This is a genomic window from Collinsella sp. OM07-12 (assembly GCF_003438275.1).
Lineage (GTDB): Bacteria > Actinomycetota > Coriobacteriia > Coriobacteriales > Coriobacteriaceae > Collinsella.
The window spans coordinates 15232-30257 of sequence record NZ_QSTQ01000017.1; the positions used below are offsets into that span (position 1 = coordinate 15232).

The following is a 15026-nucleotide window of genomic DNA, read 5'->3' on the forward strand; positions in this document are numbered from 1 at the left end:
GCAAAACGTGCGCACCGTCCAGGCAACCAAGGCTCGTGCGAAAGTCTGCAGGACGCCTCGTGCAGATAAACAAAGGCCCCTCCCGCATGCCTACAAGGAGCAAAACGGAAGGGGCCGGCGCTCTTATTTGCGCTTAAAGGGAATGGGTTTGGGTGGGCACTTGGGCTTGACGGCCCCAGCCGTGACAATCGCGCCGTTGTCGCAGATGTCGAGGCAGGCACCGCATTGGCTGCAGGCCTTTTGGTCGATCACGTGGATAAAGCGTGGCCTTCCCAGGATCGCGTCCTCCTCGCAAACGTCCGAATCGACGCACTTGTTGCAGGCCTGGCATTTGGAAGCCAAGATATGGAAGGTCAAGAATGCCTGGCATTCCCCGGCGGCACAGACCTTCTTGGTGGTGTGCTGCATGATCTCGCCCTCGAACAGGTCGAGGAACGACTGCACCGTACGCGCCAGCACGCGGCCTTGCTCGCACAGACACTGCGCCTGCATCACGGGGCAAAGGTCGCGGAGGAGCGCCAAGTCGCCCGGTTTGCCCTTCTTGCGGCAGATATCCGCAAGAATCGTTGCAATCTGATGCGAGCCCTCGTAGCCAAAGACACAGCGTCCGCAGCTCTCGTGACGATAGAGCGTGCAAATGTCCAAAAGCGCCTTTGCCATGCAGTTTTTGGCGGTGCAGACGCGGACGTAGTCACTGCATAGCTCAATCTTTGAGGTGTCGTCGGGCCTCAGCAGCAGACCGCTGGGATAGCCAATCCCCACCGCTTTGGCGTCGTCGACGCCCGCCGCGGCAACCAGGGATTCCGCACTCACGACGTGGTCAAGCTCAACGGGCTCATCGGCTCCGTCAAACCACACCCAGCGCTTGCCTTTGGCGGCAAGTAACTCTGATCCGCTCAGGCAGCGGTCGTCGCCTTCACCCTCGCAGCAAGATGGGAGAGGCTTTTCGCCGTCGAGCATCTTGGTCGCGGCCGAACCGTTGGCATAGACAAAGCCCAGGCTCGGGTCGCACTCGATCACGCGGCAGGATTCGCCCAACGCATCCGCGAGCGCGGCAGAGACCTCATCGCCCGCCGGCACCAAAACCGCCTGGGCGCCAGCCTCTGCAATTTTTTCCGCAGCGGCCGCCACGTCCTTCTTAAGGAGCCAGAGCGCCACAGGCGCCTGTCGATGCACAGGCATAAAGTTGATGATCGTCATGGGTTATCGCTCCTTTCCTAGTACTCGTTCCACAGGCGCGGCGTGCTGATCGTTAGGCGCAAATCGCACTGCAAGCAGCGGCTCGCCTCGCACGCGGCCTCATGGTCGGTATAGGGGCACTCAAACGTATCGAAGTTGTCCTTACGCATCTGGGCATCGACAAACTCGGGCTGCACGGCATCGTCGTAGAAGCCCTCGGGGGCATGCCCGACCCACTGCTCGGGAGCATCGTGCTCGGTCAGCTCCTCGTCGATGTCGCCATCGCCACCCAACGCGCGGTCGATGGCCGAAGCACACGTGCGACCTGCAGCAATTGCCGCGATCACCGATTTGGTACCCGTCACGCAGTCGCCCGCCGACCAAATGCCTTCGACGCTCGTCTTGCCCTCGGCGTCGGCCACGATGTACGGACCGTGCGTAAGTTCAAGGCCCATCTGGGCCGTGCCCTCGGGCTTTTGGCCCACGGCAAAGATCACGCAGTCGGCATCGATGGTCTTCTCGCCGCCGTCGAGCAGTTCGGTGACGGCGCGGTGGTTCTCGTCAAAGTAGAACCGCTCGATCTTGTGGATCGTCATGGAACCGACCTTGCCAGAACCGTCCTCGGTCTCGTTGATGCTGGTAAAAGCATAGGCATCGTGCAGCACCACGCCTTCCTCGGCGGCTTCGGCACGCTCCTCGGGCGTCGAGGTCATCGCGTCTTGGGCCTCAAGGCAGGCAACATCGACCGATGCGGCGCCCAGGCGCACGGCGGTGCGGGCGCAGTCGTACGCCACGTTGCCGCCGCCAAGCACCACAACGCGCTTGCCCGTCAGGTCCGGGGCGCTGCCCATACGGGCGGCCTTCAAAAAATCGGTGTTGCGCAGCACGCCTTCGAGGTCGTGACCGGGCATGGGGAGTACCGTTCCGTCATGGGTACCCACCGCAACCAGCACGGCATCGAAGCCCTGGTCAAGAAGGGCCTTGGGCTCGGCGATGCGCTCGCCACAGCGCGGCTCAATGCGCGGCTCGGCGTCATCACCCTGGGCGATTTCCAAAATCGTCGCGACCTCGGCATCGACCGTGGCATCGGGCAGGCGATACGCCGGAATGCCGTAGCGCATCTGGCCGCCGACCTTCTCGTTGGCCTCGAACACCACGACCTTGTGGCCTTTCTCGGCGCAATAGAGTGCGGCGGTCAAACCGGCGGGACCGGCACCCACAACGGCGACCTTTTTGCCGCTCAGCGGCTCATGGCGCACATTTGCCTTCCAGTCGCCCGTATCGCGCACGGCCGCAGCGCGCTTAAGGCGGCAGACCGAAACCGGCGTGCCGTTGAGCTCGTTGCGCTTGCAGGCATCCTGGCAGCTATGGACGCAAATGTCGCCCAGGCTCTCGGGGAACGGGACCTTCTCGCGCACCACCGCGGCGGCGCGAGTGTACTCACCGTTGCGAATATGACGCAGGTAGCGCGGGATATCCACATGAGCGGGACAGCCCGAGCGACAGGGGACCACGTTATCGGCATAGGACTTGTTCTCGTCAAACATATTAAGCGTGTCGACGATCGAGCCCGTGGGGCACACCTCGATGCAGGCACCGCAAAAACGGCATCCGGCCTCTTGCAGGCTCACGCTGCCGTCCGTACCAATGCGAATGCCGTCCTCGGTGCGCTGGTAGTCCAAGACGCCGGCGCCCCGCAGCTCACGGCAGGCGCGCACACAGCGACCGCACCGGATGCAGCGGGTGAACATATGGGTGATCAGCGGGTTCGATTCGTCCGTGGCGACCGGACGGCTCTTGGTGCGCCAGCGCGCAGGCGAAACTCCCAGGTACTGATACATAGACTGCAGCTCGCACTTGCCGTACTTGGGGCAGCCGGTGCAATCGGCGGGATGCGTGGCCAAAATAAGCTCCATTGCCAGCTTGCGCACGCGCTCGGCCTGTTCGCCTGTCGTGTTGACGGCCATTCCCTCGGCAACCTGCGTCTTGCAGGCACACACCGGCTCGTCTTGGCCTTCGATCTCGACCATGCACAGACGGCATCCGCCGACGGCCTCAAGATCGGGGTGTTTGCACAGATGCGGAATGTAGATGCCGGCATCGAGCGCGGCTTCCAGGACATTTTGCCCTTCGCGTGCCTCGACCTCGGCTCCATTAATCGTTAGCTTCATTCGTTCCCCTCAAAATGTCGCTCTTGTCCAGAAAGGCGCCCGGGACCAAAGCGATCCCGAGCGCCTCGCGTGTAGGGCAAATCCCCGCCTGCACCCAACGCGTGGGTGTCTGCAGACGCGAATAGCTACGGTGTTACGACCACTCCTCGTCGCCCGCGTCCTCAAAGAGGGCAGCAGCGGCGTTTTCACCGGCGATGCGACCCGAGTTAAGGCAGAAGCCCATGGTGTTACCCGGAATGCAGTAGTTATAGGAGTCGCCATAGATGGTGCAGGCATCGGTACCAACGCAGTACAGGCCAGGGATGACCTCGTAGTCGTCGGTCATGACCTCCATCTTGTGGTTGATAAGCACGCCGCCCAGGGTGCCGTAGGCGCCACAGTACTGCTTGCAGCAATAGAAGGGGCCCTTCTCGAGCGGCTTCATAAACTCGCGCTCTTTCTCAAAGATGTCGTCCCAGCCGTTGTCGCACATCTCGTTGTACTCGTCGACGTTGGCGAGCAGGCCCTCCACGTCGATACCCGCCTTCTCGGCAAGCTCCTCCAGCGTGTCGGCCTGGCAGATTGCCGGGTAGCCAGCCTCCAAGTCGCGGTTCCACTGCTCCTCAAAGCCGTCGTACAGGTCGTGCGGATGGACATGGCTGACGATATCCGGGCCATCCTTCTTCCAATGCTTGAGCATGCGGGAATCAAAGATGGCATAGGCGACCTTGCCGGGAAGATGGTTGATGGCATTGCCGACAAAAGTGGTGTTGAAGATCTCGTCCTCCGGCATAAAGCGCTCGCCCAGGCGGTTGCACCAATAGCACGGCTGACGGAATGCACCCTCGACATAGAAGTGGTTCATGTTGTCGGGGATCTGATACATGAGCTCCATGGTCACCGGGGTGTGGCCGCCGCCAACCTCGTGGCACATGTTGATGCCGTCGCCGTCCATGCCCGGAATGGCAAACGAGAACAGGTCGGTACCCCACTCAAAGTCGAGCTTTTCCTTGATGAGCTTGGCGTTGTGGCCAAAACCGCCCGTGGCGACAATCGCAGACTTGCACGAGATCTGGTACTCCTCGCCGTCCTTGTCCTTGGCGGTCACGCCGCAGATGGCGCCGTCCTCGCCCTTGATAAGGCCGGTGCCCGGGCACTCGAACATAAACTCGACGCCCAGGTCCTGAGCACGCTCGGTCATGCGCTTGGTCATCGTGGTCGCCGCGCGAGGGCCAGGCTCCGAGCCGTCCTCGGGCTGCACGACATGCCAGGTATACTCGCCGTCGGAGTAGGCGCGCGTGCGCTCGCGGGCGCGGAACGCCGGGCGCACAGAGTTAAACTCCACGCCCATGTCCTGCAGCCATGCGATGGTATCGCCCGACTTAAAGTAGTAGTCGCGCACCAGGCGAGCATCGACCTGGTAATGGGTGTAGAACATATGGCGACGGAAGAGCTCGCCGGGCGTGACCTCGATCATCGAGGCCTTCTGAAGCGGAGAGCCAGCGGCGGCAGGTCCCATGCCCATGTTGGCGGCACCACCGGTAATGGGGGCCTTCTCCAGGGCAATGACGCGAGCGCCCGCCTCGGCTGCAGCGACCGCTGCGGCAAGGCCGCTCAGACCTGCGGCGACGACAACGACGTCGGTCTCTAACTGTTTCATGCGAATCCTCCTTTATAGGGCTCTTGGACGAGCCCGGGCTTCATGCGAATTGCATGCGTATCGACAGCCATACTTTCGCTCGAAAACAGCCTCAAAACCATGTGCAGGCGCACCGATGTTTGCCCATAGCATCCACGGGCTTTGTGCAGATGAACCATGCGCTTGGGCAACGTTTTCGAGCGCATGGTCTTGGCGCCATACGCACAAAGGGGGCGGTGTGCCTTATGGCACCCGCCCCCTGATAATCGAGTTTTCTTATTTATGATTCTGCTGCGCCTCGAGAACAGCGAGCGGCGTAAGCGCCTGAATAGTGCGCTCTTTTCCAAAGATCGCCGAGCACACGAGCGTTCCCGACATGACCAGGCAAACCGCGAGCGCGATTCCAAAGGCCCAGAACGCAAAGAGGTGGCCAAAGTTGATCGGCTGCTGCAGCATAAACGTGAAGAACGACGTGGCAAGACCCATAAAGACGCAGGGCACATTGGAGCAGATCTTGCCTTCGAGCAGGTTCTCGTGAGTCGTCAGGATACAAAAGATAACGAGGATGGTCGGAACGATATTGCTCATAACCATGTTGTCGGCGCCAAAGGCCGAGACGAATACGCCCATGACCAGCGAATTGATCACACACCAAACCTCACCGACGGCATAGCTCACCAGCATCTCGGGGATCTTCTTAAAATCGGCCCCAAAGGCAAAAAACATCAGCAACGGCAAAAAGCACATCCAGGTGTACTGCCCATACCCAAACACCCCCATCAGCTGCATAAGGAGTGTGAGCACAACGGCACCAGTGGCGGCCTGAACAAGCTTGATGGTTTTACGGCCCTTCATCGAGATCCCTCTCTTCAAAAGAAATTTGCGGTGTTGTCGATACGCACGCAAATAACCGCTCCTAAATCATAAAAGGGAAATCGCTGGGCGTTTGCGCTAATCTATGCATTACGTGATAAGGAAATCTAATGTACGGAGAACCATGCGCATCAAACAGCTGGAGTACTTTATAGCCGTGGCAGAGGCACGCTCTTTTTCGAAGGTCGCCAGGGAGTTCTTTGTTTCGCAGGCAACGGTTTCAAACCAGATAGCGGCGCTCGAGCGCATCGTGGGAAAGCAGCTGTTCGAGCGCGATAACCATCACGTTGAGCTTACGATGGCGGGAGCCCTGTTCCTCGATGACGCCCGTGCAATTGTCGGGCGAACTGCCGAGGCCGTAAGACGCGCGCGGACGGCAGACGACATGCCCGAAGGCGAGCTCAAGGTTGGCTACATAAAGGGATACGAGCGGACCGATCTTGCCGACATGCTGTTTGGGTTTCACCAATGCTACCCCAACGTGCGACTGAGCTTTATGCGCGACAACGTCTCGGAGCTCTACGACGCCCTGCGCCGAGAAGATATCGACGTGTGTATCAACCTGCTCTACAACGAATACCGCATGTCCGATATGCAATGGCAGGTCTTGAGGTCCTATCCGCTGCACGCCGTGGTACCGCTCGATCACCCGCTCGCCCATCGGCAATCGATTCGCATCGAAGACCTTAAGGGGTATCCGATTGTCGATGCCACGCGCGGAGCCAGCGGATACGGCGAATCGGAGGCGATTGCGGCCACGCTTGCCAAAATAGAAGAGCGCCCCAAGATTGCCTATGTGTCCGAGGACGTCGAGACAAGCGTGCTGTGCGTCGCCGCGGGCCTGGGCTACGCGCTGCTGCCAGGGTATCTAACGCAGACCTTTCCCACCAACGGCAAAGTCGTTGCGATTCCCATAGAAGGCAAATCGGCCGAAATGACAATTGCCGCCGCCTGGCTACCACAGCGCAAGAACGACCTGCTCGATGTCTTCCTAGATGAGTTCCTGATTACCAACGACTAGAACCGCCCAGGCGGGAGGTCAGCGTCTCGATCTGTAACAGTTACTCGGCAAAATGGGCCCAAGATGTTACAGATTTAGACAAACCGTCCGGGCGGGGACTCAACATCTCGATCTGTAACATCTAGCCGTCCAAATGGGGTCTAGGTGTTACAGATCGAGATGTTGTTTGAGAGGCCGAGAATTGGACCGAAAACACGGTCCCGGGATAACAAAAAAGCTCGCCGGCTAGGCCGACGAGCTGCAAGTTCTTGGTCGCGGGGGCAGGATTTGAACCTACGACCTCCGGGTTATGAGCCCGGCGAGCTACCAGACTGCTCCACCCCGCAATGTCTGGGCGCCTCATGTGCGCAAAAAAGAATATTACGCGGGAGTTCGGTAAACGGCAAGGAAAATCTCGTAGAGCATAGTTCCTTCATATTTAAACCCCTCAGCCCCTATCACCGTAAACGAATCGCAGCCGAGCGCCGTCGACGGCACGTATACAATGGTGCGCGTCCTTTTATGCCGACACCGGGAGTAGACATGCTGCTCGCTATCGATATGGGAAACACGCAAACGGCAATGGGCCTGTTTGACGGAGACGAGCTGGTGCAGTCGTGGCGCATGCCCACCGACCGCTCCTATACCGCCGACGAGATCCACGTGCGCCTGATGGGTTTCTTTAAGATGTACGACCTTTCGCTCGATGCGGTCGACGCAATCGCCTTTGCCGGCGTGGTGCCGCAGCTCTCGCGCGAGTGGCACGCCGTGGCCGACCGCATTGCCGCGGACGCCATCGTCATCGGGCCGCAGACTGCTGCGGTGACCAAACTGCGGGCGGCGCGCCCCCAAGCCGTTGGTGCCGACCGCATCGCCAACGCCGTCGCTGCCGAGACTTTCTACGGCGCCCCGGCGATCGTGGTGGACTTTGGCACCGCAACCAATATCGACGTCATCGACGAGGACGGCTATTACATTGGCGGAGCGATCGCGCCGGGCATCCGCATCTCCATGGACGCGCTTGCCGCCCGTGCCGCCAAACTCGCCAGCGTGCCGCTCGAGGCGCCCGAGTACGCCATCGGCCGCGATACCGAGGAGTGCATCAAGGTCGGCGCCGTGGTGGGCGCCGCCGCCATGGCCGAGGGCCTGGTCGCGCGCATGAAGCGCGAGCTGGGCCGCAAGGATGTCACCGTTATCGCCACGGGTGGCCTCGCCAGCATCGTCGCCGGTTCGACCGATGCCTTCGACGTGGTCGACGGACAACTTACCATTAAGGGTATCTGCGAAATCTATCGTCGCATGCAGGAGCTGGGGTAAGGCAGGGGCTTAAGTCGAGCACGGGCGCGAGCGGCGGACTAAGCAATGCATCGGTCCTATTCCTCAAAAACGATATTATTTCAGTTTTGAGGAATAGGCTTTCTGCTACGCCTCGCCGCACAACCACCTCGCCAGGTCCACGATCTGCACTCCGTCGCGATCCGTGGCCTCGTGATGCGTGCGGGCGAGAATCATCTTGGGATACGCATCGCCAATGCTCAGCAGTGGCGAAATCTCGCGTTCAAATGTCTTATCCGAGCTGATGTCGTCGCTCACCTGAATGTAGAGTTTCTCGCTCCGCTTGATTGCTACAAAGTCTATTTCCTTTTTATAGAGCACGCCGACGTATACCTCGTATCCGCGACGCAGCAGCTCGATTGCCACCATGTTCTCGTATACGCGTCCCCAATCCATATCACGTGTACCAAGAAGCGCATATTTAAACGCATGGTCCGCCAGATAGTACTTCTCGCCGCTCTTAAGGTATTTTTTGCCGCGAATGTCGTACCGACGAACTTTATAGAAGGCAAACGCATCGCACAGGTACCCCATGTACGTGCCGACCGTCTTGTTCGTAATCTTTAGCCCATCCGCATTTAATGCATCAGTAATGTTGCGTGCCGACGTAATGTTGGAAACGTTGTCCATCATGTAATCGGCAATGCGCAGCAGTGCCGATTCGTTTCTCACGTTATGCCGCTGCACGATATCTCTCACAATGAGCGTCTTGAAGACGTTGGAGAGATATTGATAGCGCTGCTCCTGCAGTGGATAAGGGTAAGAGCCGGACATACCGCCGGTTCTCGCGTACTCATCGAAGTCGCGGTCGACCTCGCCCTCGTCGCCATAGAGACGATACTCCTCAAACGAGAATGGGAAAACCTCGATCTCGAACGTACGCCCCGTAAAGAGCGTCGACAGATCGCTCGACAGCAAAAAGGCATTCGATCCGGTAATGAATATGTCGTACTGCTCGGATGCGTGAAGGCTATTGATCGCACGCTCAAAACCGTCGCACATCTGAACTTCATCGATAAGCAGAAAGTTTTGTTTGCCGGACACTCGATGCTCTTTTACATAGGCGAGCAGCGCGTGATACTCGAGTAGGTTCTCGAACTCATCGAGGTTGTAGTTGATATGGATGACATTCGAATTGGACAGATGTGCCTCCACGTAATCGCGGAGGGCCTCGAGCAATTTTGATTTACCGCTACGACGGATGCCCGTGATGACCTTGATGTCCGGCACGCCAATAAGACTCGTCAACGTGTCCATATATGACGTTCTATTGATGAGTTTCATCGGGGCCTCCTCGCGGTCTTTTATCGCTATTCCTCAAAATTGAAAAATTTTCAGTTTTGAGGAATAGGCTCTATAGCGAATATACCTCGCGAAAGACCGAGCTGCCTTAATCCTATTCCTCAAAAACGAAAATTTTTCAATTTTGAGGAATAGGGCGCTGGCAACCCATTCCCCAGATAGGCGGAACCCTCCCCGGCACAGGCCGAAGAGGGCTTCGGTGTCATCGTTATCTTTGAGCGCGGGTGCCTCGCGTTACAGTCCGCGAATCCGTACGGCCTCGGGCGGAAACTCCTGCTCGCCGGCATCGGTCTTGATGGTCGCACGGCCCCAGATATCCAGGCCCGCAAACACACCGACCGCGAGCGGCAAGCCGTTGGGCGACACCGCCGCGACCTGACGACCCAGCAGCGGCACCATATCGAAGTACTCACCCAGCACCGGGGCCAGCGGACCGGCGGCGCCCTGCGGCGTGTTGGCAATAGCCGCCCAGGCGTCCACGCGGGTCAGCACGGCGGCGGACAGCGCCTCGACCAGCGCCTCGTCGGCCATATCCACGCCAAGCCCGCTCAGCGCCGTGCGCTCAATATCCACCGTCACGGCACCGAACATGCCCGCGGCACCGGCGCCACCGTTCACGGCAACGCGTGCGAACGGCGTCTCGAACGCGGGCGCGCCGCACACGATGTTGCTCGGCCACTCAATGCCCACCTTGCCGGCAAGGCCCAACCCCGGCGTCGAAGCCGTGCCCACAAGCGCGTCCATCATGCCCATCGCGGCCACAAACGGCAGGCCGTGGAAGGCGTGCATGTTCACATCGGGGCGCACGACCAGCGAAAACGTCAGCGATGCATCGCCCGCGCTCCACGCGCACCGGCCCGCGGACGCACCCTCGCGGCCCGCGTCACGCGCCGCGTCGAGCTCGGTACCGGCGGCAACAGCATTCATCTCGATCATCTACATACGCCCCAATTCGCCCACGATATGGCCCACGCGATCCTCGGGCTCCTTGACCTCGACGCCGTTGTAGCGGAAGAACCGAGCCGGGTCGTGCATCAGGTCCTCGAGCGGCACCAGCACAAAGTCACGCTCGCCGATCAGCGGATGCGGCAGGCGCAGCTTCTTGCCGCCGTGGGTCTCGCCATCCATCCACAACAGGTCCAAGTCGATGGTGCGCGGGCCGTTGACCTTGGCCTTCTTGGAGCGGTCGCGGCCCAGCTCGAGCTCGATCTTCTGCAGCTCGTCAAGCAGTACCAGCGGCGCCAGCTCGGTCTTGATCTCAATGACGGCGTTGGCAAACGCGTCCTGGTGCGTCTCGTAGGCCGGCTCGCTCTCGTAGATGCGCGAGCAGTTGGACACGCAGGTGAGCGGGATCTCGGCGATCATGTCGCGCGCGGCTCGGATGTTGTCGCAGCGATGCCCCAGGTTGGAACCCACGGCCACAAACGCGCGGCGCGGCTGCGGCTTGGCGACGGCCCAGTAACCGTTCAGGAACTGCGCGAAGCCGGTGACGTCGTGCACGCGCACGATGTTGGCACCGGCCTGGATGGCGCCCAGGCACACACCAAACGTGGCGGCATCGCGCGCGGCCGCCTCGGTCACGCCCGAGACGGCGCCCACAAAACGCTTGCGCGACACGGCGCACATGAGCGGATAGCCCAGCGATGCCATCTTGGCGGTCTCGCGCTGGATGACGATATCCTCGTTGGCCGTCTTGCCAAAGCCCGGGCCGGGATCGATGCAGATACGGTCGCGCGACACGCCGGCATGGATGAGCGTGCGGGCCTGGTCGGACAGAAAGCCCATGACGCGGCGCATGATGGGCGCAGAATCGGGCAGGGTAAAGCGGCGGAGCTGCGAGGTGGGCACATAGGCTTCCTCACGGCGGGCACTGCGGCGCATCATGGCGGCCAGGCGGTCATTGGGCTCCGGCGCGGGCTCGGGGGTCGCGGGCGTGGCCTCGGGCGCAGCGGTATCGGCGGCAGGCGCGGCCTGCTCGGCGCCCGGCGTCTCCTGCCCCAGTTCGTCCGTAGGCTCGGACGCGGGTTCCGGATCGCCAAACGGCAACGAGGGCTGCACCACGCCGCCCGGAAGCTTTGCCTCGGGCTTAGGGTCGCCCAGCAGCTTGCCACGGCGGCGACGAGCGGGCTTCTCGGCCTCGCGCGCGGCCTCGGCAGCCGCCTCGCGCGCCTTCTCGGCAACAAACGCCGCGGCCGAGGTATCGAGCTGCACCGTCGCGTGCGTACGAGCGGGAGCGGCGACCTCGCCGGCGTGCATCACGATAACGCCGCAAGTGCTCGTCTTAACAAACTCGACCATCTTGGGGTCGGTGAATCCCGTCACGTCGTTGACGATCGAGGCGCCGCAGCGCACGGCCGCCTTAGCAACCGCCACGTGGCGCGTGTCGATCGAGACGATGGCGCCCTCTTTGGCCAGCGCGCGCACCACGGGCAGCACGCGGCGAGCCTCCTCATCGGGATTGACCGGGGTAAATCCGGGGCGCGTGGACTCGCCGCCCACGTCGATGATGTCGGCGCCGGCGTCGAGCATCGCCAGGCCGTACTCGATGGCGGCATCCGGGTCGAAGTGCTCCCCGCCGTCGCTAAACGAATCGGGCGTCACGTTGAGGACGCCCATGATGCGCGGACGGTCAAAGCTGAGCTCGTACTTTCCGCACCGCCATGTCTTGCTGTCGTTCGCCATGAACATCCTCCTAAAATGCCCACGCCGCCGCGCTCGGGCGCTGACGGCGTGGTCGCTTTGCAATCAGTCTTTCTATTGTATCCGCGCACGCGGGCTAGAACGCAAACGCGGCCGCGATGTCGCAAGAAATCAGCAGGTCGGCATTTGCATCCTGATCGGTGGGAGCAAGGTTGCATATGGCCAGCGTATCGCCGGTAAAGTAGCGTGTAAGGCCCGCCGCCGGATACACCACGAGCGAGGTCCCGCCTACAATGAGGGCATCGGCCGCGGCGATGGCGGCAACGGCACCGGTCATCACATGCTCGTCGAGCGGTTCTTCGTAGAGCACCACATCGGGCTTGATGCGACCACCGCACGCGGGGCACACGGGCACGCCCGCGGCGTCCTCGTGCTCGCGCGAGCAAATCCACTCGGCGCTATAGACTGCGCCGCACGCCTGGCAAATGTTGCGGTGGACCGAGCCGTGCAGCTCGAACACGCGCTGCGAGCCGGCCATCTGATGCAAGCCGTCGATATTTTGCGTCACCACGGCGCTAAGCTTGCCGGTCCGCTCCGGCTCGGCCAGTTTGGTGTGGCAGCGATTGGGCTTGGCGCCAAGCGCGATCATCTTGGTGCGGTAGAAGTCAAAGAACTCGGCCGGATGCGTCTCGTAAAAGCTATGCGAGAGCATAGTCTCGGGCGGGTAGGCAAACTGCTGATGATACAGGCCGTCCACGCTGCGGAAATCGGGAATGCCGCTCGCCGTGGAAACGCCCGCGCCGCCAAAGAACACCACGCGCTCGTGGGTATCGAACAGCTCCGCCAGCGCCGCGGAGGCCTGCTTGGGGTCCGATATTGCCTGCGTCATACGAGTCCTCCGTCCTGGTTGGTCGGGCAGCGTCGGGCAATATCCCAGCACGCGGCCCTTGGGTTGTCACGCGTGGTGCCCGCTCCGCCCTTGTTGCGCTAATCTTAAGCCTGCCAACCCCGTCGAAAGGACACCATGCCTCAGACTTACACTTTCGCCTCGTGGAACGTCAACGGCCTGCGCGCCGTGCTCAAAAAGGACCCGAGCTTTATCCAGATCGCGCAGGAGCTCGATGTTGACATCTTGGCGCTGCAAGAGACCAAGCTGCAAGAGGGCCAGGTCGATATCGACCTGCCCGGCTATCACCAAACCTGGAGCTACGCCGAGCGCAAAGGCTATTCGGGCACCGCGGTCTTTAGCCGCCAGGAACCGCTGCGCGTGCTGCGCGCCGATGCGCTGCTGCCCTACGCCGGCGAGGGCGAGGCGGCAGAGCTCGTTGCCCAGGCCGCAACCGAGGGCCGCGTCTGCGCGCTCGAGTTCGATAAGTTTTGGTTTGTCGACGTCTATACGCCCAACGCCCAAAACGAGCTCGCCCGCATCGATGTGCGCATGGCGTGGGACGATGCCTACCGCGGCTTTTTAAGCGCACTTGAGCACGATGCCGGTAAACCCGTGGTGACCTGCGGCGACTTTAACGTGGCGCACGAGGAGATCGACCTTAAGAACCCCAAGTCCAACCGCGGCAACGCGGGTTTTTCGGACGAAGAGCGCGGCAAGTTCACCGAGCTGCTCGATGCCGGCTTTACCGATACCTGGCGCGCGGCAAACCCCGACGTCGAGGGCGTCTACAGCTGGTGGAGCTACCGCTTTAATGCTCGCAAAAACAACGCTGGCTGGCGCATTGATTACTTCCTGGTGAGCGACGCAATCGCCGGCAACGTGCGCGACACGGGCATCCGCGGTGACATCTTTGGCAGCGACCACTGCCCCGTTACCCTCGCCCTTGAGCTCTAACCCAACTGATCTCCCAAAGACGAAGAAAAGCGGGGCGTTTTCGTCTTGCGGGCGGGTTCAGCTGATTCCCTGGGACGTCTGGGGACGGAAGAAAACGGATCAATTTGGCTCTCTGAGGGCCACGATGCCCGTCATGTCAACCGGCCATTTCAAAACTATGCCGGTTTACGGGGCTAAATCGCAAACCCCCAACCATACGCAATTCCGAAATAATAAAACTGCAGGTAAACGGCTTACTCTATTTCGAAAAAAGCCGGTATGGCCTGCCTGTGCCAATCTAGCCCCGTAAACCGGCATAGTTTTGAAATGGCACTTCGACAGTATTGATTCCCGCCCCGACACAACCAGCCCTACAGCCCGTACTTCACGACGACTCGGTTGATGCGGCGACACCAGGGCTTGTACAGGGCGGCCAAAAACACGCAGGTCGCGAGTCCGTGCGTGATGTCGAACGGCACCGCCGTGGCAAGACGCGCCACGGCGCCCGCCCACGTGAGCGGCTGCACAAAACCGATGATGTCGTATGCGTTGATCACGACGCCATAGAGCAGGCCCGATGCAAAACCGTACGCAAGCAATGCCGGCATGCGCACGGTCCCATCCGCACGGTCGAACGCACCCGCATGCGCCAGGGCGCCGCCAACATAGCCGACGAGTCCCCAGGCATACATCTGCCACGGCGTCCACATACCCTGGCCAAAAAAGAAGTTGCTGGTCAGCGCCGCCAGCGCGCCGACCATAAACCCGTTGCGCCGGCCCAGCGTCGCCCCCGCGATAATGGCGATGGCGCTCACGGGTTTAAAGTCGGGAATGGGGCCAAACAAGATACGCCCCGCCGCGGCCAACGCCGCCAGAACCAGCGTTGGCATAATCTGGCGCAGGCCGGGGCGCGATACCTCGTAGCCCGCAAAGAACAGCGCGAGCACCAACGCCACCACGACAAGCATGGCAAGCGCCGCCTGTTCAACGCCCGCCAGCAACGCCGCAGTCATCACTGCGGGGACCGCCAGCAGCAGCGGGATTTCCATTTTTGCAAGTAGGCGCGAGACGCGATAATCCGCCATT

Annotated in this window: 12 protein-coding genes and 1 tRNA gene; 3 read left to right on the forward strand and 10 right to left on the reverse strand. The window is 61.0% G+C overall.

The window, feature by feature from the left end; genetic code table 11:
- Window positions 1–123: 123 nt before the first annotated feature.
- From DXB98_RS07200 to DXB98_RS07215, 4 genes are all read right to left on the reverse strand, one after another.
- Complete coding sequence (locus tag DXB98_RS07200; RefSeq protein WP_117743654.1) at window positions 124–1200, reverse strand: NADH-ubiquinone oxidoreductase-F iron-sulfur binding region domain-containing protein; 1077 nt, start codon at window positions 1198–1200, stop codon at window positions 124–126.
- A 17-nt stretch (window positions 1201–1217) separates the two neighbouring features.
- On the reverse strand, window positions 1218–3350 hold the full coding sequence (locus tag DXB98_RS07205; protein WP_117743655.1) for an FAD-dependent oxidoreductase: 2133 nt from the start codon (window positions 3348–3350) through the stop codon (window positions 1218–1220).
- Window positions 3351–3483: 133 nt separating this feature from the next.
- Window positions 3484–4989 carry an FAD-dependent oxidoreductase gene (locus DXB98_RS07210; protein ID WP_117743656.1) on the reverse strand — a complete coding sequence of 502 codons (1506 nt, stop codon included), beginning with the start codon at window positions 4987–4989 and terminating at the stop codon, window positions 3484–3486.
- A gap of 255 nt (window positions 4990–5244) precedes the next feature.
- On the reverse strand, window positions 5245–5823 hold the full coding sequence (locus DXB98_RS07215; RefSeq protein WP_117743657.1) for a DUF1097 family protein: 579 nt from the start codon (window positions 5821–5823) through the stop codon (window positions 5245–5247).
- Between the two features lie 142 nt (window positions 5824–5965).
- Here DXB98_RS07215 and DXB98_RS07220 point away from each other — a divergent pair, with 142 nt between their 5' ends.
- Window positions 5966–6862, forward strand: coding sequence for a LysR family transcriptional regulator (locus DXB98_RS07220; RefSeq protein WP_158553174.1), 897 nt, complete (start codon window positions 5966–5968; stop codon window positions 6860–6862).
- A gap of 249 nt (window positions 6863–7111) precedes the next feature.
- Here DXB98_RS07220 and DXB98_RS07225 read toward each other — a convergent pair.
- Window positions 7112–7188, reverse strand: a tRNA-Met gene (locus tag DXB98_RS07225).
- Window positions 7189–7384: 196 nt separating this feature from the next.
- Between DXB98_RS07225 and DXB98_RS07230 the strand changes: the two genes are divergently transcribed.
- Entirely contained in the window at window positions 7385–8158 is a 774-nt protein-coding gene (locus tag DXB98_RS07230; protein WP_158553175.1) for a type III pantothenate kinase, read from the forward strand.
- 105 nt (window positions 8159–8263) lie between these two features.
- Here DXB98_RS07230 and DXB98_RS07235 read toward each other — a convergent pair whose 3' ends face one another.
- The 4 genes from DXB98_RS07235 to DXB98_RS07250 form a co-directional block, all read right to left on the reverse strand.
- Window positions 8264–9460, reverse strand: a complete 1197-nt coding sequence (locus DXB98_RS07235; protein ID WP_117743660.1) for an ATP-binding protein — start codon at window positions 9458–9460, stop codon at window positions 8264–8266.
- A 252-nt stretch (window positions 9461–9712) separates the two neighbouring features.
- Entirely contained in the window at window positions 9713–10414 is a 702-nt protein-coding gene (locus DXB98_RS07240; protein ID WP_117743661.1) for a hypothetical protein, read from the reverse strand.
- Window positions 10415–12160, reverse strand: a complete 1746-nt coding sequence (gene folP, locus DXB98_RS07245) for a dihydropteroate synthase (protein WP_117743662.1) — start codon at window positions 12158–12160, stop codon at window positions 10415–10417.
- Window positions 12161–12254: 94 nt separating this feature from the next.
- The gene (locus DXB98_RS07250; RefSeq protein WP_117743663.1) at window positions 12255–13007 is read right to left on the reverse strand and encodes an NAD-dependent protein deacylase; all 753 of its coding nucleotides are present in this window, start codon (window positions 13005–13007) and stop codon (window positions 12255–12257) included.
- 135 nt (window positions 13008–13142) lie between these two features.
- Here DXB98_RS07250 and DXB98_RS07255 point away from each other — a divergent pair, with 135 nt between their 5' ends.
- Entirely contained in the window at window positions 13143–13961 is an 819-nt protein-coding gene (locus DXB98_RS07255; protein ID WP_117743664.1) for an exodeoxyribonuclease III, read from the forward strand.
- Between the two features lie 350 nt (window positions 13962–14311).
- Here the strand turns inward: DXB98_RS07255 and DXB98_RS07260 are convergent, their stop codons facing one another.
- Entirely contained in the window at window positions 14312–15025 is a 714-nt protein-coding gene (locus DXB98_RS07260) for a DUF6580 family putative transport protein (RefSeq protein WP_117734767.1), read from the reverse strand.
- Window position 15026: the final 1 nt, after the last annotated feature.

Bases quoted from the DNA above. Each gene is read 5' to 3' on its own strand.
- DXB98_RS07240 (WP_117743661.1), bottom strand. From the start codon at position 10,414: ATGATCGAGATGAATGCTGTTGCCGCCGGTACCGAGCTCGACGCGGCG.
- DXB98_RS07210 (WP_117743656.1), bottom strand. From the start codon at position 4,989: ATGAAACAGTTAGAGACCGACGTCGTTGTCGTCGCCGCAGGTCTGAGC.
- DXB98_RS07255 (WP_117743664.1), top strand. From the start codon at position 13,143: ATGCCTCAGACTTACACTTTCGCCTCGTGGAACGTCAACGGCCTGCGC.
- DXB98_RS07200 (WP_117743654.1), bottom strand. From the start codon at position 1,200: ATGACGATCATCAACTTTATGCCTGTGCATCGACAGGCGCCTGTGGCG.
- DXB98_RS07260 (WP_117734767.1), bottom strand. From the start codon at position 15,025: ATGGCGGATTATCGCGTCTCGCGCCTACTTGCAAAAATGGAAATCCCG.
- DXB98_RS07215 (WP_117743657.1), bottom strand. From the start codon at position 5,823: ATGAAGGGCCGTAAAACCATCAAGCTTGTTCAGGCCGCCACTGGTGCC.
- folP (WP_117743662.1), bottom strand. From the start codon at position 12,160: ATGGCGAACGACAGCAAGACATGGCGGTGCGGAAAGTACGAGCTCAGC.
- DXB98_RS07230 (WP_158553175.1), top strand. From the start codon at position 7,385: ATGCTGCTCGCTATCGATATGGGAAACACGCAAACGGCAATGGGCCTG.
- DXB98_RS07220 (WP_158553174.1), top strand. From the start codon at position 5,966: ATGCGCATCAAACAGCTGGAGTACTTTATAGCCGTGGCAGAGGCACGC.
- DXB98_RS07205 (WP_117743655.1), bottom strand. From the start codon at position 3,350: ATGAAGCTAACGATTAATGGAGCCGAGGTCGAGGCACGCGAAGGGCAA.
- DXB98_RS07250 (WP_117743663.1), bottom strand. From the start codon at position 13,007: ATGACGCAGGCAATATCGGACCCCAAGCAGGCCTCCGCGGCGCTGGCG.
- DXB98_RS07235 (WP_117743660.1), bottom strand. From the start codon at position 9,460: ATGAAACTCATCAATAGAACGTCATATATGGACACGTTGACGAGTCTT.